General features: G+C 64.3%; 19 protein-coding genes (1 of these 19 cut by a window edge). 12 read left to right on the forward strand and 7 right to left on the reverse strand.

What is annotated here, in order from left to right; translation table 11 throughout:
* Positions 1 to 2: 2 nt before the first annotated feature.
* Together JY96_RS12835 and JY96_RS12840 are read right to left on the reverse strand one after the other, a co-directional pair.
* The gene (locus JY96_RS12835; protein ID WP_152606489.1) at positions 3 to 1,955 is read right to left on the reverse strand and encodes a DUF4105 domain-containing protein; all 1,953 of its coding nucleotides are present in this window, start codon (positions 1,953 to 1,955) and stop codon (positions 3 to 5) included.
* 118 nt (positions 1,956 to 2,073) lie between these two features.
* Positions 2,074 to 2,547 carry a DUF3015 family protein gene (locus JY96_RS12840; protein WP_035037973.1) on the reverse strand — a complete coding sequence of 158 codons (474 nt, stop codon included), beginning with the start codon at positions 2,545 to 2,547 and terminating at the stop codon, positions 2,074 to 2,076.
* A gap of 299 nt (positions 2,548 to 2,846) precedes the next feature.
* Between JY96_RS12840 and JY96_RS12845 the strand changes: the two genes are divergently transcribed.
* Positions 2,847 to 3,395, forward strand: a complete 549-nt coding sequence (locus tag JY96_RS12845; protein WP_152606490.1) for an outer membrane beta-barrel protein — start codon at positions 2,847 to 2,849, stop codon at positions 3,393 to 3,395.
* Positions 3,396 to 3,422: 27 nt separating this feature from the next.
* Here JY96_RS12845 and JY96_RS12850 read toward each other — a convergent pair whose 3' ends face one another.
* Both JY96_RS12850 and JY96_RS12855 read right to left on the reverse strand, forming a co-directional pair.
* Positions 3,423 to 5,354: a DUF4105 domain-containing protein gene (locus JY96_RS12850; RefSeq protein WP_081961231.1), complete on the reverse strand. Its 1,932-nt coding sequence runs from the start codon at positions 5,352 to 5,354 to the stop codon at positions 3,423 to 3,425.
* Positions 5,355 to 5,435: 81 nt separating this feature from the next.
* Positions 5,436 to 5,948 carry a DUF3015 family protein gene (locus JY96_RS12855; protein WP_035037995.1) on the reverse strand — a complete coding sequence of 171 codons (513 nt, stop codon included), beginning with the start codon at positions 5,946 to 5,948 and terminating at the stop codon, positions 5,436 to 5,438.
* Between the two features lie 252 nt (positions 5,949 to 6,200).
* On the opposite strand from JY96_RS12855, the gene JY96_RS12860 reads away from it, so the two are divergent.
* Entirely contained in the window at positions 6,201 to 6,746 is a 546-nt protein-coding gene (locus tag JY96_RS12860; RefSeq protein ID WP_035037996.1) for an outer membrane beta-barrel protein, read from the forward strand.
* A 68-nt stretch (positions 6,747 to 6,814) separates the two neighbouring features.
* Here the strand turns inward: JY96_RS12860 and JY96_RS12865 are convergent, their stop codons facing one another.
* Positions 6,815 to 9,010, reverse strand: a complete 2,196-nt coding sequence (locus tag JY96_RS12865; RefSeq protein ID WP_035037997.1) for a malate synthase G — start codon at positions 9,008 to 9,010, stop codon at positions 6,815 to 6,817.
* 291 nt (positions 9,011 to 9,301) lie between these two features.
* Here JY96_RS12865 and JY96_RS12870 point away from each other — a divergent pair, with 291 nt between their 5' ends.
* A complete protein-coding gene (locus JY96_RS12870; protein ID WP_035038000.1) occupies positions 9,302 to 10,225 on the forward strand; it encodes a LysR family transcriptional regulator in 924 nt (307 codons plus the stop codon).
* Positions 10,226 to 10,232: 7 nt separating this feature from the next.
* The gene (locus JY96_RS12875; protein ID WP_035038002.1) at positions 10,233 to 10,688 is read left to right on the forward strand and encodes a DUF2214 family protein; all 456 of its coding nucleotides are present in this window, start codon (positions 10,233 to 10,235) and stop codon (positions 10,686 to 10,688) included.
* A 104-nt stretch (positions 10,689 to 10,792) separates the two neighbouring features.
* Here JY96_RS12875 and JY96_RS12880 read toward each other — a convergent pair whose 3' ends face one another.
* Both JY96_RS12880 and JY96_RS12885 read right to left on the reverse strand, forming a co-directional pair.
* Positions 10,793 to 11,074, reverse strand: a complete 282-nt coding sequence (locus JY96_RS12880; RefSeq protein ID WP_035038003.1) for a hypothetical protein — start codon at positions 11,072 to 11,074, stop codon at positions 10,793 to 10,795.
* Between the two features lie 158 nt (positions 11,075 to 11,232).
* Positions 11,233 to 12,570, reverse strand: a complete 1,338-nt coding sequence (locus JY96_RS12885) for a protein kinase (protein WP_035038004.1) — start codon at positions 12,568 to 12,570, stop codon at positions 11,233 to 11,235.
* A gap of 179 nt (positions 12,571 to 12,749) precedes the next feature.
* On the opposite strand from JY96_RS12885, the gene argS reads away from it, so the two are divergent.
* From argS to JY96_RS12925, 8 genes are all read left to right on the forward strand, one after another.
* Complete coding sequence (gene argS, locus JY96_RS12890) at positions 12,750 to 14,450, forward strand: arginine--tRNA ligase (protein WP_035038006.1); 1,701 nt, start codon at positions 12,750 to 12,752, stop codon at positions 14,448 to 14,450.
* A 54-nt stretch (positions 14,451 to 14,504) separates the two neighbouring features.
* The gene (locus tag JY96_RS12895; protein ID WP_035038008.1) at positions 14,505 to 15,197 is read left to right on the forward strand and encodes an SPOR domain-containing protein; all 693 of its coding nucleotides are present in this window, start codon (positions 14,505 to 14,507) and stop codon (positions 15,195 to 15,197) included.
* A gap of 30 nt (positions 15,198 to 15,227) precedes the next feature.
* A complete protein-coding gene (locus JY96_RS12900; RefSeq protein ID WP_035038010.1) occupies positions 15,228 to 15,890 on the forward strand; it encodes a thiol:disulfide interchange protein DsbA/DsbL in 663 nt (220 codons plus the stop codon).
* Between the two features lie 126 nt (positions 15,891 to 16,016).
* The gene (gene lptA / locus JY96_RS12905; RefSeq protein WP_235333914.1) at positions 16,017 to 16,661 is read left to right on the forward strand and encodes a lipopolysaccharide transport periplasmic protein LptA; all 645 of its coding nucleotides are present in this window, start codon (positions 16,017 to 16,019) and stop codon (positions 16,659 to 16,661) included.
* 2 nt (positions 16,662 to 16,663) lie between these two features.
* Positions 16,664 to 17,437 carry an LPS export ABC transporter ATP-binding protein gene (gene lptB / locus JY96_RS12910; RefSeq protein ID WP_035038012.1) on the forward strand — a complete coding sequence of 258 codons (774 nt, stop codon included), beginning with the start codon at positions 16,664 to 16,666 and terminating at the stop codon, positions 17,435 to 17,437.
* A 26-nt stretch (positions 17,438 to 17,463) separates the two neighbouring features.
* Entirely contained in the window at positions 17,464 to 18,999 is a 1,536-nt protein-coding gene (locus tag JY96_RS12915; RefSeq protein ID WP_035038014.1) for an RNA polymerase factor sigma-54, read from the forward strand.
* Positions 19,000 to 19,109: 110 nt separating this feature from the next.
* Entirely contained in the window at positions 19,110 to 19,820 is a 711-nt protein-coding gene (locus JY96_RS12920; protein ID WP_035042636.1) for a DUF599 domain-containing protein, read from the forward strand.
* Between the two features lie 28 nt (positions 19,821 to 19,848).
* On the forward strand, positions 19,849 to 20,711 hold the start of the coding sequence (locus tag JY96_RS12925; RefSeq protein WP_081961233.1) for a THUMP domain-containing protein. The gene runs 868 nt beyond the window's last position; the window shows 863 of its 1,731 coding nt (coding positions 1-863); its start codon is at positions 19,849 to 19,851; its stop codon lies beyond the right edge, outside the window.

Here is a 20,711-nt window from a genome sequence, read left to right on the forward strand (position 1 = left end):
CTTCACAGATAGCGCTGCACCCCCAGCAGGCAGGACTGGTTGACGCGAGTCTCGCGCCGCTTCGTGGTCTCGCACTGCGCGTGCAGGTTCCATTGTTTGTTGAGGCTGTAGCGCGTGCGCACGAGCAGGCCGGTCTCAAAGGGCTGCTTGTCCAGATAGGCCCGGGCAAAGACTTCGGTCTGCACGCGCCACTGCGCATTGACGTCACCCAGCAGGCCCAGGGCAATGCCGCTGCCCACGGCCCAGGGCTGCTGAGGCAGGGCGCGGTCCCAGCGCGCCTGGTTGTCCATGAAGGCATAACCCAGCCAATGCTGATCCGGCATCAGCTCGGTCGCCATGCCGGGCCCGCCGCGCAGGTTGAGGCCCAGCGGGCGGGTGCCATCGGCGCGGGTGGCCAGGCTGCGTTCCAGGCCCATGTGCACGCGCCAGGACTTGCTGGCCATGAGTGGTTCGCGCGCGCTGAGCGAGCTGATGTCCACCGGCGTGAACGACTCCAGTTGCAGGTGCCCATTGGCCGCCTTGGTGAAGGCCACATTGAAGAACTGGATGGCCGCACCACGCTGGTAGCCGTCTTCCGGGTCCATCAGGTCATGGTAGGCCGGGCGGGCTTGCAGCATCACCAGGCCCTGGCCTTGGCGCTGCCCCAGCATCACGTCCACACGGGCGGTGTCGTGGCCTTGGGTGGGGTCCTTGATCGGCGTGGGCACGGTGATCGGCGTGCCCGCAGGCAGGGCCGCACGGGCGGCCAGCAAGGCCATGCGCTGCTTTTGCGTGGCGGCCTCGGTGCTGTCCTTGCGCGTGGCTTCATACGAGACCAGCCGCTCGGCCGTCTCCAGGATCAGCGCGCGTTGTTCGGGCGAGGGCTCCTGCTGTGCCAGGGCTTGCGGCGACAGCGTCTCCTCGCTGAGTTGTTGCGCCAGGCGTGCGCGTTGTGGGCCCAGCAGCTGGGCGCGGTAACGCAGCTCCGTGCTGTTGGAAGGCCGGTACTGGATGCGCGTGAGCAGGCCGGGTGTCTGCGTCACAGCCCGCACCGTGTCCAGCGGGATGGCCCACCAGGTGAACTGCCTGGTCAGCTGCAACTCGGGCCGGGCCGCATCCAGCAGCGACAGCAGGTGGTACGAGCAGTTTTCGTCGAAGAAGTAGTAGTCAAAGCGCGTGGGGCCCAGCTCCCAGGCGTGTGCCAGCAGCCGGTTGATCTCGACGGGTGTCAGGTTGAGCTCGTATTCCCAGATGTCGCGGTTTTCCAGGTCGTTGTAATCGCGGATGCGCAGGTAGTAGGGCTCGTTGGTGAATTGGCCGGCATACAAGCCCGTCAGGCCTTTGAACGCGAAGGCCAGGCCATCGGCCTCGTTGCCATTGGCGGCATAACTGACCGCATAAGACAGCATGGGGGACCAGGTCTGGCCGGGTTCAGGCCGCGCATCCAGGCGGATGAAGGTGTGCCCATACATGGACGCCGGGCTGTTGATGTAGGCCGACGGGAAGATCAGCGTGGCCCGGTCTGCCTTGATGCCTTGCCGCCATTGTGTGTAGCGTGGGCAATCGGGCGTGGGCAGTTGGGCCGCGTCGAAGTGCAGCTGTTCCTGGAGCCACTGAAAGCGTGCAATGAAGCGGCAGGCGGCGGGCTGATCCAGGGCGTGGTGCGCGCTGGGGTCGAAGAAGGCGGCCAGCGTGGCGTCCAGCTCGTGCTCGGGGTTGTGCGCGCCATCGGGCGCCAGAAAGAAGTCGGGGTCGTCAGCCAGGCTGCGGTCCACACGCGTGAGCGGCTGCACGCTGTAGTGCAACAAGGTGCGCCACATGGCGCTGCGGGCCAGGCCCTGCTGGCGGGCGGCCTGTTGCAGGCTTTGCAGATATGTGGATGGGGTTGCCGTGTCGGCTGCGGATGCCGCGTGGGCCATGCCGCTCAAGGTGCTCGCCAGCGCGAGCACGCTCATCAACCAGAATCGAATTCGCACCGTCTTGTCCTGCCTGAGGCCTACCTGAATGAGACATGCCCAGCGCGTGGCTGGGCATGGAATGGCCGCGCGATGGCGGCCTTGATGAGCCAGGGCCCCATGCTGGAGCCCCGATGCATCAGATGACGGCAGCGTAGCCAGCCAGTTGCGCGTTGGAAGCCAGGACGGACTTCAGGTTGACGGCAACCTGGTCGTTGGCGAACACGGTGGCGAAGTTGCCCTTGATGGTGGAGGCGAACAGGGCGCGGTCAGCGGCCTTCACGCCCATCAGCTCGGCCAGCGTGTCCAGGCTTTCACCTTGGCCGGCGGCGGCGTCACGGGCCAGGGCCACGCGGTTGCCGTCGATGTACATGGCGGTGCGCCAGCTGGAGGACACCACGCCGTCTTGCGTACAGCCCGAGGTACCGAAGGTGATGCCGAAGGTCTGGTTGCCGGATGTGCCGTTGGTGGTGGCGGCCAGCACCTGGGGCGCGATGCCCGACTTGCCTTCAAACACCTTCGAGCCCCAGCCGCAGCTGCCGACGTTGTTCTGGGCGGCCATGGACGATGCGGCAGCCAAAGTCACCAAAGCGGCGACGACGATCTTCTTCATAGTTAACTCCTAGCTTTGTAACAGTCTCAGTTGGACGGCCCCATGCCTTCCAAAAAACATTCTAGGCGCGATATGAAATGCGAGCGCCAACCCCATGAAGAGGGGTAAACGGGTATGCCCGACTGGTGTAGCCGCGGTACCGGGTGCATACGCCTTTTGATCCTTTGGAAACAATCGCCCACAGTCCTTACCAGAATCGCAGGCGAGCCATCCCTGCTTCAGGGGGGCTTCAGCGGCCTTGCCCCAGGCAAGATTCGCGCTTCATTTTCCGCAGCTCGTTGATCGGGTCAAACATCATCATGAAGAAAATCGCTCTGGGCGCTTTGGCGCTGGCTCTGTCGGCCTCGGCTTTTGCTGAAAACTATATTGGCGCCACCATCGGCTCCAGCCACATCGACATCGACTGTGGCCTGGGCACGCAGTGTGACGACGGCGACACCGGCTTCAAGCTGTATGGCGGCTTTGACGTGTCGCACCAGGCTGCACTGCCTGGTCTGGCGCTCGAAGTGGCCTACATTGACTTTGGCAAGGCCAACGTCACCATCCCCTTCGTCACCGTCCAGTCGATCGAGGTGTCTGCGCTGACCTTTGGCGCCGCCATCCACCCCAAGTTCACGCCGGCGCTCAGCGGTGTGGCCCGCCTGGGTGTGGCTTATGTGGATGCCAAGTCGTCCGGCGCGTTCGCCAGCTCGTCTTCCAATCTGAAGGTGTACGGCGGCCTGGGCCTGGAGTATTCGCTCAACAAGCAGTTCAAGCTCGTGGGCGGCGCAGACTTCACCAGCTATGACACCGGTCGCCAGAGCGGCTCGGCACACCTGTTGAGCGTTGGTGCGCAGTACGGGTTCTGATCGACCTTGCCGCGCAGACAGGGGCGCTCACCAGTAGCGCCCGATGCCCAGCAGTGTCCTGGCCCCGCCATGTTCACCGCTGCTGTGCTCATGCTGGATGCGAATGTCATAGCTTCTGCCGAGTGCATACCGCCATTCGGCCTTGAGCACGTTGTAGCGGGCCTGCTCCGAGCCAGCGGGCCAGCGCGATTCCATGTTGATTTCGGTACCCCAGTCCGGGTTCGGCCGCCAGATCAAGGTTGTGCCGGCCTTGACGTAACCGAGACCTTGGTCGGCTCTTTTGCCCTGCACGGCACCGCCGGCGCGGACCGCCAAAAAGAGGCCACTCATGAGGCGTCGGCCCATGCCGATGTCGCCTTGCAACTTGGCCGCCAGGCAGTCTTCACAGCCCGGTTTGACAGGCTCGGCACCAACCTTGATCTGCCAGACTTGCCCTCGGTCGCCGGCCAGCCCGGTCACACCAGGATTGGCGCTGTTGATCGCCACCAGATCCAACTGGTCGAGCCGGATGCCTTGCTGTTTGAACCTCAGGCGAAGGTCGCCCATGGTGAGTCCGCTGTAGGGCACGTGTCCCTGATCGGAGTCCAGTGGGTCGTAGTACGCGGCGCGAATGCGCACGAAGCCCGCTTGGCCCTGGCGATCACTGTCCATCCATCCTGCTTGAAACCAGCCCGGCGCGCGACCCAGATGTGGCGCTTGCGGCGCAACGGCCTCTGCCGTCTTGGGGGCTGGCGGAAGCCGGAAGCGTTCAGCCAGCGCAGCGGTGTAGACCGGGTGCAGCTTGCCGGATGAGCGCTGTGCCGCGTCCGTGATGAACTGGTAGTAGTCGATGGTTGCATCCACGACTGCGCGTTGCCCCTCGGGGGGGAGCGCACGGTAGGGGGCTTGGGTCAACGCCTGCTCGTGCGCCACCAGGTCAAAGAAGACCTGCCGTTCCTGCGCGCCCAGGGCATTGAAGCTGGCATAAAACCGGCTCTGCCTGGACGGCGCATATCTGACCGATTTCAACAAGGGGCTGCCATCTGCTCGACGTTCGCGTCCCGCTTGTTGCAAAGTGGCCTGCGGAATGGTCCATGGGCGATTGGGCGGCGTAATGTTGACACCTTCAACGATCTGCACGATTTCGGCCATGCGGAAGGCGCAGTTCTTGCGGAAGAAGAAATATTGATAACGGCGGTTCAATACTTCCCAGGCATGCGCCGAAACGAACTGGACCTCATCGGGCGACAGATTGATTTCATATTCCCATAGATCTCGCAGTTCGATTTCGCCATATTGATTGCGATGAAAATAGTATTCAATATCGCTGAAGCCGCCGTCATATCCGCCGAGGATGCCTTTGACGATGTAGACAAAGGGGCTGTCCGAACCATCTTCAATCACCCCGTAGCTGATGGAAAGGTCTTGCAGTGCGGTAAGCCGGCGGCTGGGGTCGGTGTTGAACTTCAGCAGCGTGTGTCCGTAATATGAGGCGGGGTTTCCCAGAAAACCGGACGCCAATACCAGGCTGATGGACGTGATCTGGCGGCTGCCCGCCCAGGCATCCCAACGAGGACAGGATACCGATGGAAAGTTCAGCTGCCCGGCCAGCTTCTTTTTCAGCCAGAGTGTGCGTGCCGGAAAACGGCATTGGGCGTGTTCGTCGTCTGGCTTTGCATCAGCAGGCAAGCGCAAGGCGTCGAGTGTGGCCTGCAATTCCGACAATGGGCTATCTCGCCCGTCCCGGCTATTCAGGAAAAACGTTTCGGTGTGAATGGCGCTGCGCCAGCCTGACGGCGAATCCGATGCGGGTTCGTAGTGTCCGAGTTTGAGCCAGGTGGGATCCTGGGCAAGGGCTTGCAACGCGATGCCTTGAGTGGTCGGGGCGTTGCCGATGTCGGCGCGCGTCGAGGCGGAATACAGGCAGCAAAGTGCAGCCGTGATCAGCAGGCGCATCCAGATGGGGACGAAGGAATACATGAAGTCTGTGCGTGGCGGCGCCAAGTAAGCAGGCCGCCAGGTATGAGCCTGGCGGCCTGCGGCGCGTCATTTGATCAACGATCAGACTGCGCAGTGCTGAGCGACGGCTGCATCCACGGCGCCGTAGAACTGAGCAGCCTTTTGCAGGCGAGGCTGGTTGGCGAAGCCGGGCTGCGACACGATGGCGCCCATGGATTCGCGCGTTGCAGCGATGGCAGCAGCCTGGTGACCCGAAGCGCATTCCATGATGTTGAACACGGTGGTCAGGTGTTCACCAGCACCCTGAGCGGCTTGTTCAGCCAGTTGCTCATAGGTGTCACGGATGAAGACGGCGGCGACAACCTTTTTGCCTTGGCAGGTCTGGGGGCTGGCGGTGGCCGAGGTCAGGGCAGTGATACCAAAGTCCCAGATCACGTTGGAGGTGACGGCAGCCCAGCCGGTGTTGGAGAACAGGGCGGCGCCGATACCGCAGTCAGTATAGGGGTTGGGGCCAGAACCGGGGGCTTTGGTATCAGTGGCAGCACCTTCTGCATGGGCAAAAACGGCGCAAGAGGCGACGATGGCGCCGACCACGATGGACTTGAACTTCAACATATTAAAAAATCCTGAAAGATTTGCGAAATATTTGATGTGTGCAAAACACGCATCAGTGAATCTCACGGAATTCACACGGTTATTTTACTTTTGTATCAATGCTTTTCATAAGTAAGTGGTCGGGGGGATGTTATCGATTGCCCTCATATGTCACAGTTCCTCCCCCTGAAATGGAGGGGGTAACCCGCCCGACTTGGTGGTCAAATGCGGGCGCCGCAGCAGTCGTGCTGCAGATGTTTGAATCGAGAATCCATGTTCAAGAAAATGATGTTGGCCGCTGTGATGGCCACTGCCGCTTCCGGCGCGATGGCGCAGCTGTATATGGGCGCAGGTCTGGGTTACGCAAAGATTGCTGATGCGTGCAACGGCTCGGTGGGCTCGTGCGAAGACAGTAGCTTGGGGCTGAAGCTGTACGGTGGTTTCCATCTCAACGCCAGTGTGTCTGCCGAGCTGGGCTACCTCGACTTTGGTCAGGCAACCAACGATGCAGGTCCGCTGCATGCTGAACTCGACGCCAGTGCGGTGGTGATCAACGCCGCATTCCGTGCTCCCGTGGGCCGTGACCTGACCGGCGTGGCCCGCATTGGCCTGGCCAGCGTGACGATGGATGAGAAATACAACTTTGCCCCCAATAGTTCCAAGTCCACTTCGCAGCTGTACCTGGGGCTGGGCCTGGAGTACGCGCTTCAGAAGAACCTGAAGGCGACCTTTTCGTACGACCTGACGCATGGCGAGGATGCCAGCGGTGATAGCGGCAACCTGCACCTGTTCAGCGCTGGCCTGCAGTACGCCTTCTGAGCGCGGTACGCACCCAAACAAAAAGGCACCCCGCGGGGTGCCTTTTTTCATGCTGGATCGTTGATCGATCAGCCTTGTGCCTTCTTCTTCAGGCGCCATGCGTGCAGCAGCGGCTCGGTGTAACCCGAAGGCTGTTCCTTGCCCTTGAAGACCAGATCCAGGGCGGCCTGGAAGGCGGCGCCGTTGGGGTTGGCCACCAGCGGCTGGTACAGCTTGTCGCCCGCGTTCTGCTTGTCGACCACGGCGGCCATGCGGTTGAAGGTCTCGCGCACCTGGGCTTCGGTCACCACGCCATGGTGCAGCCAGTTGGCCACGTGCTGGCTGGAGATACGCAGCGTGGCGCGGTCTTCCATCAGGCCCACGTTGTGGATGTCAGGCACCTTGGAGCAGCCCACGCCCTGGTCGATCCAGCGCACCACATAACCCAGGATGCCCTGGATGTTGTTGTCCAGCTCTTGCTGCTTGTCGGCATCCGACCAGTTGGCGCTTTCCACCACGGGGATGGTCAGCAGCTTGTCGAGCAGCGACTGGGGATCTTCGCCGGTCTTCTCGATGTCTTGCTGGATGGCAGCCACGCTCACCTGGTGGTAGTGCGTGGCGTGCAGCGTGGCGGCGGTGGGCGAAGGCGTCCAGGCGGTGTTGGCACCGGCCTTGGGGTGGGCGATCTTCTGCTCCAGCATGCCGGCCATCAGGTCGGGCATGGCCCACATGCCCTTGCCGATCTGGGCGCGACCACGCAGGCCCATCTGCAGGCCGATCAGCACGTTGCGGCGCTCGTAAGCGGCGATCCAGGCGCTGTTCTTGATGTCGCCCTTGCGCATCATCGGGCCGGCCAGCATGGCGGTGTGCATTTCGTCGCCGGTGCGGTCCAGGAAGCCGGTGTTGATGAAGGCCACGCGGCTCGAAGCGGCGGCGATACAGGCCTTCAGGTTCACCGAGGTGCGGCGCTCTTCGTCCATGATGCCCAGCTTGACGGTGCTGTCAGGCAGGCCCAGGACTTGTTCGACGCGGCCGAACAGCTCGGCGGCGAAGGCCACTTCGGCAGGGCCGTGCATCTTGGGCTTCACGATGTAGACGGAGCCGGTGCGCGAGTTGCGGATGGCCTGGCCGTTGATCTTGCCGTGGCCTTGCAGGTCGTGCAGGGCGATGGTCGTGGTGATCATCGCGTCCATGATGCCTTCGGGGATTTCCTTGCCCTCGGCGCCCCACAGGATGGCCGGGTTGGTCATCAGGTGGCCGACGTTACGCACGAACATCAGCGAACGGCCATGCAGCTTGACTTCGCCACCGTTGGGGCCGGTGTAGACGCGGTCGCCATTGAGCGTGCGCGTGAAGGTCTTGCCGCCCTTGGCGACTTCTTCGGACAGCGTGCCCTGCTGGATGCCCAGCCAGTTGCTGTAGCCCAGCACCTTGTCTTCGGCGTCCACGGCGGCCACGGAGTCTTCCAGGTCCAGGATGGTGGACACGGCGGCTTCGAGGATCAGGTCGGACACGCCAGCGGCGTCGGTCTTGCCGATGTTGGTGCTGCGATCGATCTGGATGTCGACGTGCATGCCGTTGTTGACCAGCAGCACGCTCTTGGGCGCGGCGGCGTCACCTTGGTAGCCCACCAGTTGAGCGGGGTTCTGCAGGCCGGTGGTCTTGCCGTTGGTCAGCGTGACGACCAGCTTGCCGCCAGCGATGGCGTAGCCAGCCGATTCCTTGTGCGAAGCGCCTTCCAGCGGAGCCGATTGGTCCAGGAAGTTGCGGGCCCAGGCGATCACCTTGGCGCCACGCACGGGGTTGTAGCCCGTGCCCTTGTCGGCACCGTCGGTCTCGGGGATGGCGTCCGTGCCGTACAGGGCGTCGTACAGGCTGCCCCAGCGGGCGTTGGCGGCGTTCAGGGCGTAACGCGCATTCAGGATGGGCACCACCAGCTGCGGGCCGGCTTGCAGGGCCAGTTCGGCGTCCACATTGGTGGTCGTGGCCTTCACGTCAGCAGGCACGGGCACCAGGTAGCCGATCTTTTCCAGCTGGGCCTTGTAGGCGCCGAAGTCCTTGATCGGGCCGGGGTTGGCGGTGTGCCAGGCGTCCATTTCAGCCTGGATGCGGTCGCGCTCGGCCAGCAGGGCGGCGTTCTTGGGGGCCAGGTCGGACACGATCTTGTCGAAGCCGGCCCAGAACTTGGCGCTGTCGACGCCAGTGCCCGGCAGCACCTTGTCTTCAATGAAACGGTAGAGCTCGGTGGCAACTTGCAGGCCGTGGACGGTGGTGCGTGCGGTCATGGTGAACCTCGTCAAGGAAAGGGGTGATCAGTAGAAGGGAAACAGGCTTCCAACGCCAGCACGTGGCGGGCCTGTTTTCAGTGCGAGCAGTTTATTCGATACTTGCTTAAACATTACCAATGCAAAAATCCATTGATTGATGACTTTTTTGCACTAATTGCTGGCCCAGGCGTGGCGGATCGGACAAACAGGGTTGCCCCCGGATTGTCTTGCCTGCGTGACCTGATCAACATCCACCGTTCAGAAGAAGTGGCCAGCCTGGGGTCGCGCACAGGCAGCGGGTGAGGAACCATGGATCGACTCAAGCAGATCGAATCCTTTGTGGCTGTGTCCACGAAGGGCAGCCTGACCGCGGCGGCAACGGCCGAGGGGGTGGCGCCAGCCGTGATCGGCCGGCGCATCGACGCCCTGGAAGAGCGCCTGGGCGTCAAGCTGCTGGTGCGCACCACGCGGCGCATCAGCCTCACGCACGAAGGCAGTGCGTTTCTGGAAGACGCGCAGCGCCTGCTGGTTGACCTGGCCAATGCCGAGGCCAGCGTCAGCGCCGGGGGGCTGCAGGCCAGCGGGCATTTGCGTATCACGGCGCCGGCCGGCTTCGGGCGCCGCCATGTGGCGCCCCTGGTGCCGCGCTTCGTGGGCCTGCACCCCGAGGTGTCCTTGTCCCTGAACCTGTCGGACCGGCTGGTCGACCTGGTCAACGAGGGCTTTGACTGCGCCGTGCGGGTCGGCGATCTGCCGGACTCCAGCCTGGTGAGCGTGCGCCTGGCCGACAACCGCCGCCTGTGCGTGGCCAGCCCCGCCTACCTGCAGCGACGCGGCCGTCCCATGCGCCCGGAAGACATCACCCGCCACGACTGCCTCACCCTGAGCTCTGAGGCCAGCCAGACGCGTGGCTGGGCCTTCATGACCGATGGCCAGCTCGCCTACGTGCGGCCGCCCACCCGGCTGGACTGCTCGGACGGCCAGGTGCTGCACGCCTGGTGCCTGGAGGGGCTGGGCCTGGCCTGGCGCTCCTGGTGGGAGGTCGAGGCCGATGTGCGTGCCGGCCGCCTGGTCAGCGTGCTTGACGAGCATGCCGCGCCGCCCAACGGCATCTATGCGGTGTTTGCGCAACGCAAGCACCTGCCGCTGCGCCTGCGTTTGTGGATCGATTTCGTCAAAGAGGCTTATGGCGACCCGGGTTATTGGCAAGGCAGTACCGCTGCGCCGGCATGATGGGCGCATGTTGCTCGAATCCCTGCTTGCGTACGCCCACATCGTGGCCATCCTCAGTGTGGTGGTCTTCCTGACCAGCGAGGCCGCGCTGTGTCGCGCCGAATGGCTCAATGCGGCCGTGGTGCGACGCCTGGCCCGTGTTGATCTGATCTACCTGGCCGCCGCGATCGCGGTGCTGCTCACCGGTGTCGCGCGCACTTGGTGGGGCATGAAGGGCACCGGCTGGTACTGGCAGCAGCCCTTGTTGCACCTCAAGCTGACTCTGTTTGTGGTCATCGGGCTGATCTCCATCAAGCCCACCATGAGCTTCACGCGCTGGCGCAAGCAACTGGATGCCACGGGCGCCTTGCCTGATGAAGCCGAGGTGCGCAGCGTGCGCAAGCTCATCATGCTGGAGGCCCACCTGCTGGTGCTGATCCCGCTGGCGGCCACGCTGCTGGCGCGGGGTGTGTGGACGCGTTGATGACCCGCAGCCAGGCCCAAGGCGTCGTCAGCAATGAAAACAGGCCCCGCAGGGCCTGTAGACACCACCTGGCGTGGGCCGGGTGCTTGTCGCTGTGAATGCGCTTACTTGGACGCAGCGGGTGCAGCAGCGCCAGCGTCCTTCTCGCACTTCTTCATGAAGCTGTTCTTGGCAGCGCCAGCCAGCGGCTTGCCGTTCTTGTCCACGGCCTTGGTGGCGCAAGCGGCACCGCCTTCTTCCTTCTCGCACTTCTTCATGAAGCTGTTCTTGGCAGCACCGGCCAGGGCCTTGCCATTTTTGTCGACGGCTTTGGCTTCGCAAGCGGGACTCGCGTGGGCCAGGGTGGACAGCAGGGCCAGAGAAATGGAAGCAATCAGAGTGCGCATGTCAGAGCTCCGTATGGTTGATTGGGCAGGCGGGCCAGGCGAAATGCGGCCACGTCTTGACCCTCAACGCGTCAGCTCATATTCCGGATGACGTCGCGTGCCTTGCTTTTGCAGACAAATGGCGCCGGGGCCGAGCGCCGTGCGCCGATCAGGGGCGATCACATGATCCGCCGCGGGTGCGCCAGCGCTTCGTGCGCCGCATGCAGGCGCCTCACCAGTACGCGGATGAAGGCCTCGTCAAACAGGTGCCGGCAGGCCGGGCTCAGCTGCTGCATGGCCTCAGGCGTGAACGAGATGGTGGTGGTCGGTTCGGTCACCACCACGTCGGTACTGTGGCGGCGCAACTCCGGGCTGGGCGCCAGGTAGGCCATCTCGCCCACGGACGTGCCTGCGCCCAGCAGCGCCACGCGCTTGGCATTGCGGTACACCTCCACGCTGCCTTGCGCGATGATGTGGAAGGTGCGCCCTTCCTCGCCACGGCGGTACAACGCATGCCCGAACGAAAAGCGTTGCCACTTGGCGCGGTGCACCACTTCCCACAACTCCACGTCGCCGAAGGTCGAGAAAAAGTCGAGCGAACGCAGCAGGTTGAAGCGCTCGGAGTCCAGCACGCCCTGCAGGTGGCCACGCGGCACCTTGTGCTCCGTGATCAGGCCTGACAGGGCTTGCGCGAACTCGTCCCAGTTGGCGTAGCGGTCCTTGGTGTCCTTGGCCAGGGCCTTGAGGATGACCTTGTCCACGGCCTCGTTCACGCCCGAGCGCATGCCAGCCAGCGGCGGCGCGTCCTGGTTGTAGATCTGGTTCATCAGCGCCGCTTGCGAGGGCGCATCAAACGGCGGCTTGCCCGCTACCAGGTGGTAGAGCACGGCGCCCAGGCCGTAGATGTCGGCGCGGCAGTCGGGCACTTGCCCATCCAGCTGCTCGGGCGACATGTAGGCCAGCGAGCCCACCTGGTGCACCTGGGTCGAGTCCGCCGCCAGGTTGAGCACACTGCCGAAGTCGGTGATCTTCACATCGGTGACCACGCCCTGCGCATTCGTGATGGCCAGGATGTTGGCCGGCTTCACGTCACGGTGGATCAGGCCCTGGCGGTACACATAACCCAGCGCCATCGCGCACTTGAAGCCGATTTCAACGATCAGCTCCAGAGGCAGCAACTGGTCGTGGCGGCAATACGTGCGCAGCGTGGTGCCCGGCACATACTCCATCACCACATAGGGCGATGTCGGGTCCGGTACGGCGTCAAAGATCTGGACGACATTGGGGTGCTGCAGGCGGCCCACGAGGGCAGCCTCGGCAGCGAAGAAGCGGGCGTACACCGGCCCGTCCACCGCATCACCCAGGGCAGACGAGCGCACCCGCTTGATCGCGACATCGCGGTCATGGAAATCGTCCCGGCACAGGAAGACCTCGCTTGTGGCGCCTTCGCCCAGTCGCTTGAGGATCCGGTACTTGCCGATCAGCCCGGTTTCGAGGTCGATGTCGATGTCACCCATGGTGGCCCAGTGTGTTGCGCGCCCCAGGATCCGCAAAAAGACCCTTTGGCAGCCAATGACGCCATCCTCCCACTGTGCGCGCTTTGCCGCCGGCTGAAAAGGCCCCGTCAAAGTGTGCATTTCTTGGCGCTTTACACAGATCCAGGGCAAACGCGGCCCGCCCTCGTAGAATCCCCGCCATGATTCAAGCCAAGCGTGACCTTCTTTCTGCCCTGGGTGTGGCCCTGCGCCAGGTGGCGCCCGACGCCGATGCGTCGCTGACGCCGTTGACGCCCGTTTTCGAGGCCCCCAAGCAAGCCGCCCACGGTGACCTCGCCGTGACGGCCGCCATGCAGCTGGCCAAGTCCCTCAAAAAGAACCCCCGTGAGCTGGCCACCGCCCTGGTCGCCGCCCTGCAGGCACAACCCGCCGTGCAGCAATGGGTGTCGGCCGTTGAAATCGCCGGGCCGGGTTTCATCAACCTGCGTCTCAAGCCCGAAGCCAAGCAGGCCATCGTGACCGATGTGCTGGCCGCCGGCGACAAGTTCGGCTGGCAGCCTGCGTCTGACAAGAAGGTGCTGGTCGAGTTCGTTTCTGCCAACCCCACCGGCCCGCTGCACGTCGGCCACGGCCGCCAGGGCGCCCTGGGTGATGCCTTGTGCAACCTGTTCGAAACACAGGGCCAGGCCGTCACCCGCGAGTTCTATTACAACGACGCCGGTGTGCAGATCAGCACCCTGGCCTGGTCCACGCACGCGCGCATCAAGGGCCTCAAGCCTGGCGACGAACACTGGCCCGAGTCCGCCTACAACGGCGACTACATCCAGGACATCGCCAACGACTTCCTGGCCAGGAAGACCGTCAAGGCCGACGACCGCGAGTTCACCGCCTCCGGCGACCCCGAAGACATCGACGGCATCCGCCAGTTCGCCGTGGCCTATCTGCGCCACGAGCAGGATCTGGACCTCAAGGCCTTCGACGTGCGCTTCGACAACTACTACCTCGAATCCAGCCTGTACACCTCGGGCCGGGTCGAGGCCGCGGTGCAAAAGCTGAAAGACGCCGGCAAGACCTTCGAAGAAGGCGGTGCCCTGTGGCTGCGCTCCACCGACTACGGTGACGACAAGGACCGCGTGATGCGCAAGTCCGACGGCGGCTACACCTACTTCGTGCCCGATGTGGCCTATCACATTGCCAAGTGGGAGCGCGGCTTCCAGCAGTGCGTCAACATCCAGGGCTCCGACCACCACGGCACCATCGCCCGCGTGCGCGCCGGCCTGCAAGCCGCCGGTGTCGGCATCCCCCAGGGCTGGCCTGACTACGTGCTGCACAAGATGGTCACCGTGATGAAGAACGGCGAGGAGGTCAAGATCTCCAAGCGCGCCGGCTCTTACGTCACCCTGCGCGACCTGATCGAGTGGACCAGCAAGGACGCCGTGCGCTTCTTCCTGATCAGCCGCAAGGCCGACACCGAGTTCACCTTCGACGTTGACCTGGCCTTGAAGCAGAACGACGAGAACCCCGTGTTCTACGTCCAGTACGCCCATGCCCGCATCCACTCCGTGCGTGCCCAGTATGTCGAGAAGAGCGGTGGTGATCTGGCCTCCTTGGCCAAGGCCAATCTGAGCCTGCTCACCGCCGACACCGAACTGGCGCTGATGACCCGGCTGGCCGAATTCCCCGGCATGCTGACCGCGGCCGCACAAGGCCTGGCCCCGCACGACGTGGCCTTCTACCTGCGTGATCTGGCCAGCGCCTTCCACAGCTACTACGCCGCGGAACGTTTCCTCGTGGATGATGTCGAACTCAGCCGCGCCCGCGTGGCGCTGTTGACGGCCACCGCGCAGGTGCTGCGCAACGGCCTGTCGCTGCTGGGCGTGAGCGCACCCGAAAAGATGTGATCGACGCCGGTCATCCCAGCATCATCCAGCGTCACCAAAGAGGACACCCTCAACATGAAATCTCAACGCGGAGGCTTCTTCCTCGGCATGATCGTCGGCCTGCTGATCGGGCTGGCGCTCGCCCTCGGTGTGGCGCTCTACATCACCAAGGTGCCGCTGCCCTTCATCGACAAGGTGCCCCAGCGCACCGCCGAGCAGGACGCGGCCGAGGCCGAAAAGAACAAGAACTGGGATCCGAACAGCCCGCTGTACGGCAAGAACCCCGCCAAGCCGCATGCGGTGCAAGTGGAAGAGGCGCCGGCTTCGGCGGCCGAGGGTGCCTCGGGTGCCGCGCTGCCTGCCGGCCAGGAGATCCCGGTGGCGCCTGCGCCCGCGTCCGTGGCTGCGCCGGCCTCGACACCCGCCAGCGCGGCCAAGTCGGCCAAGGCCGCCAGCGGTGCCGCATCCAGCGCCCGTAACCCGGCCGCCATCCTCTCGGGTGAGGCCGTGTCCACCACTTCGCCTGCTGATTCGTTGAGTTACCAAGTGCAGGCCGGCGCCTATGGCAGCCAGGCCGAAGCCGAACAACAACGCGCCAAGCTGGCCATGATGGGCCTTGAGCCCCACATCCAGGAGCGCGAAGTCAACGGCCGCACGATGTACCGTGTCCGTATCGGGCCTTTTGCCCAGCGTGAACAAGCCGACGAGCTTCGTGTCAAGCTGCAGGCCGCAGGCATCGATTCGGCCCTGGTCCGCATTCAGAAATAAAAGCCTAGGGCTTACCGAAAGGACGTTTTCATGAACCGCCGTGAGTTTTCTATCCAGACCCTGGGTGCCGTGGGTCTGGGCATGGGTGCCAACCTGCTGCCAGGTCTGGCGCTGGCGCAAGGTGGCGAGCCGGTCGAGGGCACCCACTACGTCAAGCTGTCCCAGGCCGCGCCCACCGCTGCCCCCGCGGGCAAGATCGAGGTGGTCGAGTTCTTCTGGTACGGCTGCCCGCACTGCAACCACTTCGAGCCCTACCTGGCCGCCTGGGCCGCCAAGCTGCCGGCCGATGTGTTCTTCCGTCGCGTGCCTGTGGCCTTCCGCGAAAACCCGTTTGGCATCCACCAGCGCCTGTTCTACGCCCTGGAAGCCATGGGCCTGCTGCCCACGCTGCACGCCAAGGTCTTCCACGCCATCCACGAAGAAGGCCTCAAGCTGGACAAGCCCGAGCTCATCGGCGACTTCATCGCCAAGCAGGGCGTGGACAAGGCCAAGTTCCTGGCTGTGATGGACTCGTTTGGCGTGCAGACCAAGTGCCGCCAGGCCCGTACCCTGGCCGACGCCTACAAGATCGACGGCGTGCCCACCGTGGGCATCGCGGGCCTGTACTACACCTCGGTGGGCCTCAATGGCACGCCCGAGAAGGCCCTGGCCACCACCGACTTCTTGATCAACAAGGCGCGCAAGGCCCGTTGACCCTCACCTGACACAGGGGCTGTTGCGCCCCTGTCGCAGTGTGTGCAAACCCGACCGTGGTGCGCCGGTTTCGCCAAATTGACCACCACGGCGCAGCGCTTCATGGCTACAATGAATGCAAAATTCATGCCGAAGATGCTGCTGACTTTCCCTGATCTTTCTCGCCTGACTTGGGCTTGCGGTTTGCTTGCTGCGATGTGGGCCGTGCCCGCCTGGGCCGAGAAGTCCGACCGCTCGCAACCGCTCAATTTCGCGGCCGATTCCGCCCGGGTGGACGACGCGCAGCGCCTGAACATCCTCAGCGGCAACGTCGAAATCACCAAAGGCACCATGACGGTGCACGCGGATCGAGTGGAAGTGCGCCAGAACACCGACGGCACGCAAACGGCCACCGCACTGGGTGGCCCCGGTGGGCGGGCCTACTTCAAGCAAAAACGCGAAGGCATGGACGAGTCCATCGAAGGCGAAGCCGAAAAGGTCGTCTACGAAGGCAAGGACGACACCGTGCACTTCACGGGCCGCGCCGTCATGCGCCGCCTCAAGGGCGTGACGCTGACCGATGAGGTCACCGGCCAGGCCATCATCTACGACAACAAGACCGCGGTCTTCCAGGTCGTGGGCAATGCGGGCAACACCACGAGCACCAAAGGCCGCGTGCGTGGGGTGATCACCCCGCGCGGTGGCGAGCCCACGCCGGCACCCGCCCCCAAGGACAAGGACGTCAACCTCACCCCGGCCACCGGCCTGTCGAAACCGGAAGGCGCGCGCTGACCATGTCCGTGTCCACGCCCACCGTCTCCGTCGAAACCAGCCAGTTGCGCGCCGAGGGCCTCAAGAAGCGCTACGGCGCCCGCACCGTCGTGCATGACGTCCACGTCGCCGTCAAGGCCGGTGAAGTGGTGGGTTTGCTGGGCCCCAATGGCGCCGGCAAGACCACCAGCTTCTACATGATCGTGGGCCTGGTGCGTGCCGATGCCGGCCAGATCGACATCGACGGCCAGCGCGTCGAGCGCCTGCCCATCCACCAGCGCTCGCGCCTGGGCTTGAGCTACCTGCCGCAAGAGGCCTCCATCTTTCGCCAGCTCAATGTCGAAGACAACATCCGCGCCGTGCTGGAACTGCAGGTCGATGAGCACGGCAAGCGCTTGAGCAAGCCCGTCATCGACGAGCGCCTCAACACCTTGCTGCACGACCTGAGCATCGAGAAACTGCGCACCAGCCCCTCGCTGGCCCTGTCCGGTGGCGAGCGCCGCCGCGTCGAGATTGCCCGTGCCCTGGCCACCCAGCCTCGCTTCATCCTGCTGGACGAGCCCTTTGCCGGCGTGGACCCGATCGCCGTGATCGAGATCCAGCGCATCATCAGCTTCCTCAAGGCGCGCGGCATCGGCGTGCTGATCACCGACCACAACGTGCGCGAAACCCTCGGCATCTGTGACCGGGCCTACATCATCAGCGAAGGGCGTGTGCTGGCTGAAGGCCGCCCGGCTGACATCATCAACAACGCCGAGGTCCGCAAGGTCTACCTCGGCGAGCACTTCCGCATGTGAGCGCGAGCAACAGGTAGTCAGCCGCCATGAAGCCATCCCTGCAGTTCCGGCTGTCCCAACACCTTGCGCTGACCCCGCAGCTGCAGCAGTCCATCCGCTTGCTGCAACTGTCCACCCTGGAACTGCACCAGGAAGTCGAGCAGATGCTCGAGCAGAACCCCTTCCTGGAGCCTGAAGAAGAGTTCTCGCCGCTCGAAACCGCGGCCACCGCCGAGTTCGAGCGCCAGCGCAACGAACGCGTCAGCACCGAAGACAGTGGCGCCGACCGTGAAGGCGGCACCGGCGAAGCTGAAACCCCTGCGCTCGACACCGCCGAGCTGGGCACCACCGAACGCGACGACTGGGAAAACGGCACCGAGCGCGATGACTTCGACGGCATCCGCGAAACGCCCTCGCGCCAGGGCGAGGACGATGACTACGACCCGCTCGAACGCAATGCCGTCTCCATCTCCTTGCAGGAGCACCTGCGCCAGCAACTGGGTGGCACCCGCCTGAGCGCCAAGGACATGGCCGCCGTCGACATCCTCATCGAGTCGCTCAATGAAGATGGCTACCTCGCTGATTCGCTCGAAGACATCGCGCTGAGCCTGCTGCCTGAAGGCGCCGATGAAGACACGCGCGAAGAGCTGCTGTCCACCCTGCGTTGTGCGCTGGGCTGGTTGCAGAACCTGGAGCCCGTCGGCGTCGGCGCAGCCAATTTGTCGGAGTGCCTGGTCCTGCAATTGCGCATGCTGCCCGTCAGCGAGGCACGCCAGGTCGCCATCCTCATCTGCCAGCATCACCTCGAGTTGCTGGCCCGTCGCGACACCAAAAAGCTGATGGCCGCCACCGGCGCCGACGAAGCCATGATCAAGGCCGCGCAAGGCCTCATCGTCACGCTGGAGCCCAAGCCCGGTCGCGCCTTCACACGCGCCGAAGCCAACATCATCGTGCCCGACGTCATCGTGCAGAAATCGGGCCGGGGCTGGAAGGTCGTGCTCAATCCAGATGTCATGCCCAAGCTGCGCATCAACGATCTGTACGCGCAGGCCTTGCGCTCCACGCGCTCACCGCGCGGCACCGCGGCCACCGAAAGCCACACGGCCTTGAGCTCACGCCTGCAAGAGGCCCGCTGGTTCGTCAAGAACATCCAGCAGCGCTTTGACACCATCCTGCGTGTCTCCAATGCCATCGTCGAGCGGCAGAAGAACTTCTTCACCCATGGCGAAATCGCCATGAAGCCGCTGGTGCTGCGCGAGATCGCCGACGAACTCGGCCTGCACGAGTCCACCATCTCGCGCGTGACCACGGCCAAGTACATGAACACCCCGTTCGGCACCTTCGAGCTCAAGTACTTCTTTGGCTCCTCGCTCAACACCGAAGCGGGCGGCAACGCATCGAGTACCGCCGTGCGTGCGCTCATCAAGCAACTGGTGTCCGCCGAGAACCCCAAGAAGCCCTTGTCGGATTCGCAGCTGTCCAACATGCTGGAAGAGCAGGGCATCCAGGTGGCTCGCCGCACCGTGGCCAAATACCGCGAAGCCCTCAAGATCGCGCCGGCCAACCTGCGCAAGGCGCTTTGAATTCGCAGCTTGAACCTGCTGCCCGGCTCTGCACGCTAACCCCGCGCGCTTGACACAGCACACAGGCATCGATTCAGATGGGTGCCCTCCACCGCATCACCTTACACAACATGTTTGCTTCGCTCACGCACCTCGTCGGCCTCATGCCTTGGCAGGACTGGGCTGCGCTTGCCTTGTTCTGTTTCGGCTGGATCGGCTATGCGCTGTTCGCCAGCCACCGCGCCAAGGTTGAAAGCACTCTGCTGGCCAGCACCAACCACCACCGGCGCCTGTGGATGGCCCAGGTCACCCACCGCGATCAGCGCATCGTGGACGCCGCGGTGGCGCAGAACCTCGCCAGCAGCCCCAGCTTTTGGGCTTCCACCACCATCCTGGTCCTGGGTGGCCTGCTCGCCGTGCTGGGCACCAACGAGCGCGCCAACGAACTCGTCAAGGACCTGCCCTTTGCCGCGCGCACCTCCATGCTGGTGTTCGACATCAAGATCATCGTGCTCCTGGCCGTCTTCGTGTACGCCTTCTTCCGCTTCACCTGGTCCATGCGCGTCTACTCCTTTGGCGCGATCCTGGTGGGCGCCGCCCCCAACACCGATGTGTTCGAGCGTGGCGAAGCCGACCGCGAAGAGTTCGCCAACCGTGCCGGCAAGCTCATGGGCATGGCCGCCGAAAGCTTTGCCGACGGCCTGCGCGCCTACTACATGTCCTTTGCCGTCATCGGCTGGTTCGTGTCCCCCGTGGCCTTTGCCTTGGGCACCCTGGCCGTCCTGTGGGTCCTGTATCGGCGAGAATTCCGCTCCGATGTGCTGGCCATCCTGCGTGCCTGAACGCATCACCAACTGATTCCTGTCCACCATGCCCATCAAGCCCCCTCGTCGCCCCGTCGTGTCCTCGGCCACAGGCCGCCCCTCGGGTCCCCGCGAGTCGGCTGACCCGCGCGCCAGCCAATCCGATCGTCCAGCAGCCCGCAAGACCGCGCCTGCGCAGCCGGCCGAGCATCGCGAAGCCCGCCATCCAGGCGCAACTCTTCGTGAAGAGCAAGTCGGGCGTGATGCGCGTGGCGACCGCGATCCGCGTGCTGAGCGTGGCGAGCGCGATCGCGACAGCGCCCCAGCAAGCTCGCGTGCATCCGGCGCGCCGCAACGCCCGCGCCCTGCGGGCCCGTCCGGGACCTTCGGCGCATCGACCCACCCGTCGGATCGGCCTCGCACTGGCGCCCCCGTGCTTGCTGCCGACCGCCCTGCGGCGCTCTACCTCTCCTGCGCCGCCGGCGTCGAACCCCTGCTGGCCGCCGAAGTCGCGCGCATCGTCGACAACCGCGCCGTGGTCAACGAGTCGCGCGGCGGCATCGAAGTGTTGCCCTCGCCCGACCTGCGCACGCAGCCCGAGCGTCTCGCCGCCCTGGCCGACTTCGCCATGCGCCTCAACCTGGAGAGCCGCCTCGCGCAGCGCGTGCTGTGGCGCGTCGCCACCCGCGTCTACCGCCACGAAGACGACATCTACCACCTGGCCCGCACCGTCAACTGGAGCGAGTGGATCACCCCCCGCAACACCATCCGCGTTGACGTCACCTCGCGCCGCAGCCACCTGCAAAGCCTCAACTTCGCAGCCTTGCGCGTGAAAGACGCCGTTTGCGACGACATGCGCGACCGCTTCGGCGAACGCCCCGACGTCGACACCCGCTTCCCTGATCTGAGCCTGGTCCTCTACATGGATGA

The organism is Aquabacterium sp. NJ1, from assembly GCF_000768065.1.
Classification (GTDB): Bacteria; Pseudomonadota; Gammaproteobacteria; order Burkholderiales; family Burkholderiaceae_C; genus Aquabacterium.

Excerpts from the sequence above, each read along its gene's own strand:
- JY96_RS12840 (WP_035037973.1), bottom strand. The coding sequence starts at position 2,547 with ATGAAGAAGATCGTCGTCGCCGCTTTGGTGACTTTGGCTGCCGCATCG.
- JY96_RS12850 (WP_081961231.1), bottom strand. The coding sequence starts at position 5,354 with ATGTATTCCTTCGTCCCCATCTGGATGCGCCTGCTGATCACGGCTGCA.
- JY96_RS12855 (WP_035037995.1), bottom strand. The coding sequence starts at position 5,948 with ATGTTGAAGTTCAAGTCCATCGTGGTCGGCGCCATCGTCGCCTCTTGC.
- JY96_RS12870 (WP_035038000.1), top strand. The coding sequence starts at position 9,302 with ATGGATCGACTCAAGCAGATCGAATCCTTTGTGGCTGTGTCCACGAAG.
- JY96_RS12845 (WP_152606490.1), top strand. The coding sequence starts at position 2,847 with ATGAAGAAAATCGCTCTGGGCGCTTTGGCGCTGGCTCTGTCGGCCTCG.
- lptA (WP_235333914.1), top strand. The coding sequence starts at position 16,017 with ATGCCGAAGATGCTGCTGACTTTCCCTGATCTTTCTCGCCTGACTTGG.
- lptB (WP_035038012.1), top strand. The coding sequence starts at position 16,664 with ATGTCCGTGTCCACGCCCACCGTCTCCGTCGAAACCAGCCAGTTGCGC.
- JY96_RS12920 (WP_035042636.1), top strand. The coding sequence starts at position 19,110 with ATGTTTGCTTCGCTCACGCACCTCGTCGGCCTCATGCCTTGGCAGGAC.
- argS (WP_035038006.1), top strand. The coding sequence starts at position 12,750 with ATGATTCAAGCCAAGCGTGACCTTCTTTCTGCCCTGGGTGTGGCCCTG.
- JY96_RS12880 (WP_035038003.1), bottom strand. The coding sequence starts at position 11,074 with ATGCGCACTCTGATTGCTTCCATTTCTCTGGCCCTGCTGTCCACCCTG.
- JY96_RS12875 (WP_035038002.1), top strand. The coding sequence starts at position 10,233 with ATGTTGCTCGAATCCCTGCTTGCGTACGCCCACATCGTGGCCATCCTC.
- JY96_RS12860 (WP_035037996.1), top strand. The coding sequence starts at position 6,201 with ATGTTCAAGAAAATGATGTTGGCCGCTGTGATGGCCACTGCCGCTTCC.
- JY96_RS12865 (WP_035037997.1), bottom strand. The coding sequence starts at position 9,010 with ATGACCGCACGCACCACCGTCCACGGCCTGCAAGTTGCCACCGAGCTC.
- JY96_RS12885 (WP_035038004.1), bottom strand. The coding sequence starts at position 12,570 with ATGGGTGACATCGACATCGACCTCGAAACCGGGCTGATCGGCAAGTAC.
- JY96_RS12900 (WP_035038010.1), top strand. The coding sequence starts at position 15,228 with ATGAACCGCCGTGAGTTTTCTATCCAGACCCTGGGTGCCGTGGGTCTG.
- JY96_RS12915 (WP_035038014.1), top strand. The coding sequence starts at position 17,464 with ATGAAGCCATCCCTGCAGTTCCGGCTGTCCCAACACCTTGCGCTGACC.
- JY96_RS12895 (WP_035038008.1), top strand. The coding sequence starts at position 14,505 with ATGAAATCTCAACGCGGAGGCTTCTTCCTCGGCATGATCGTCGGCCTG.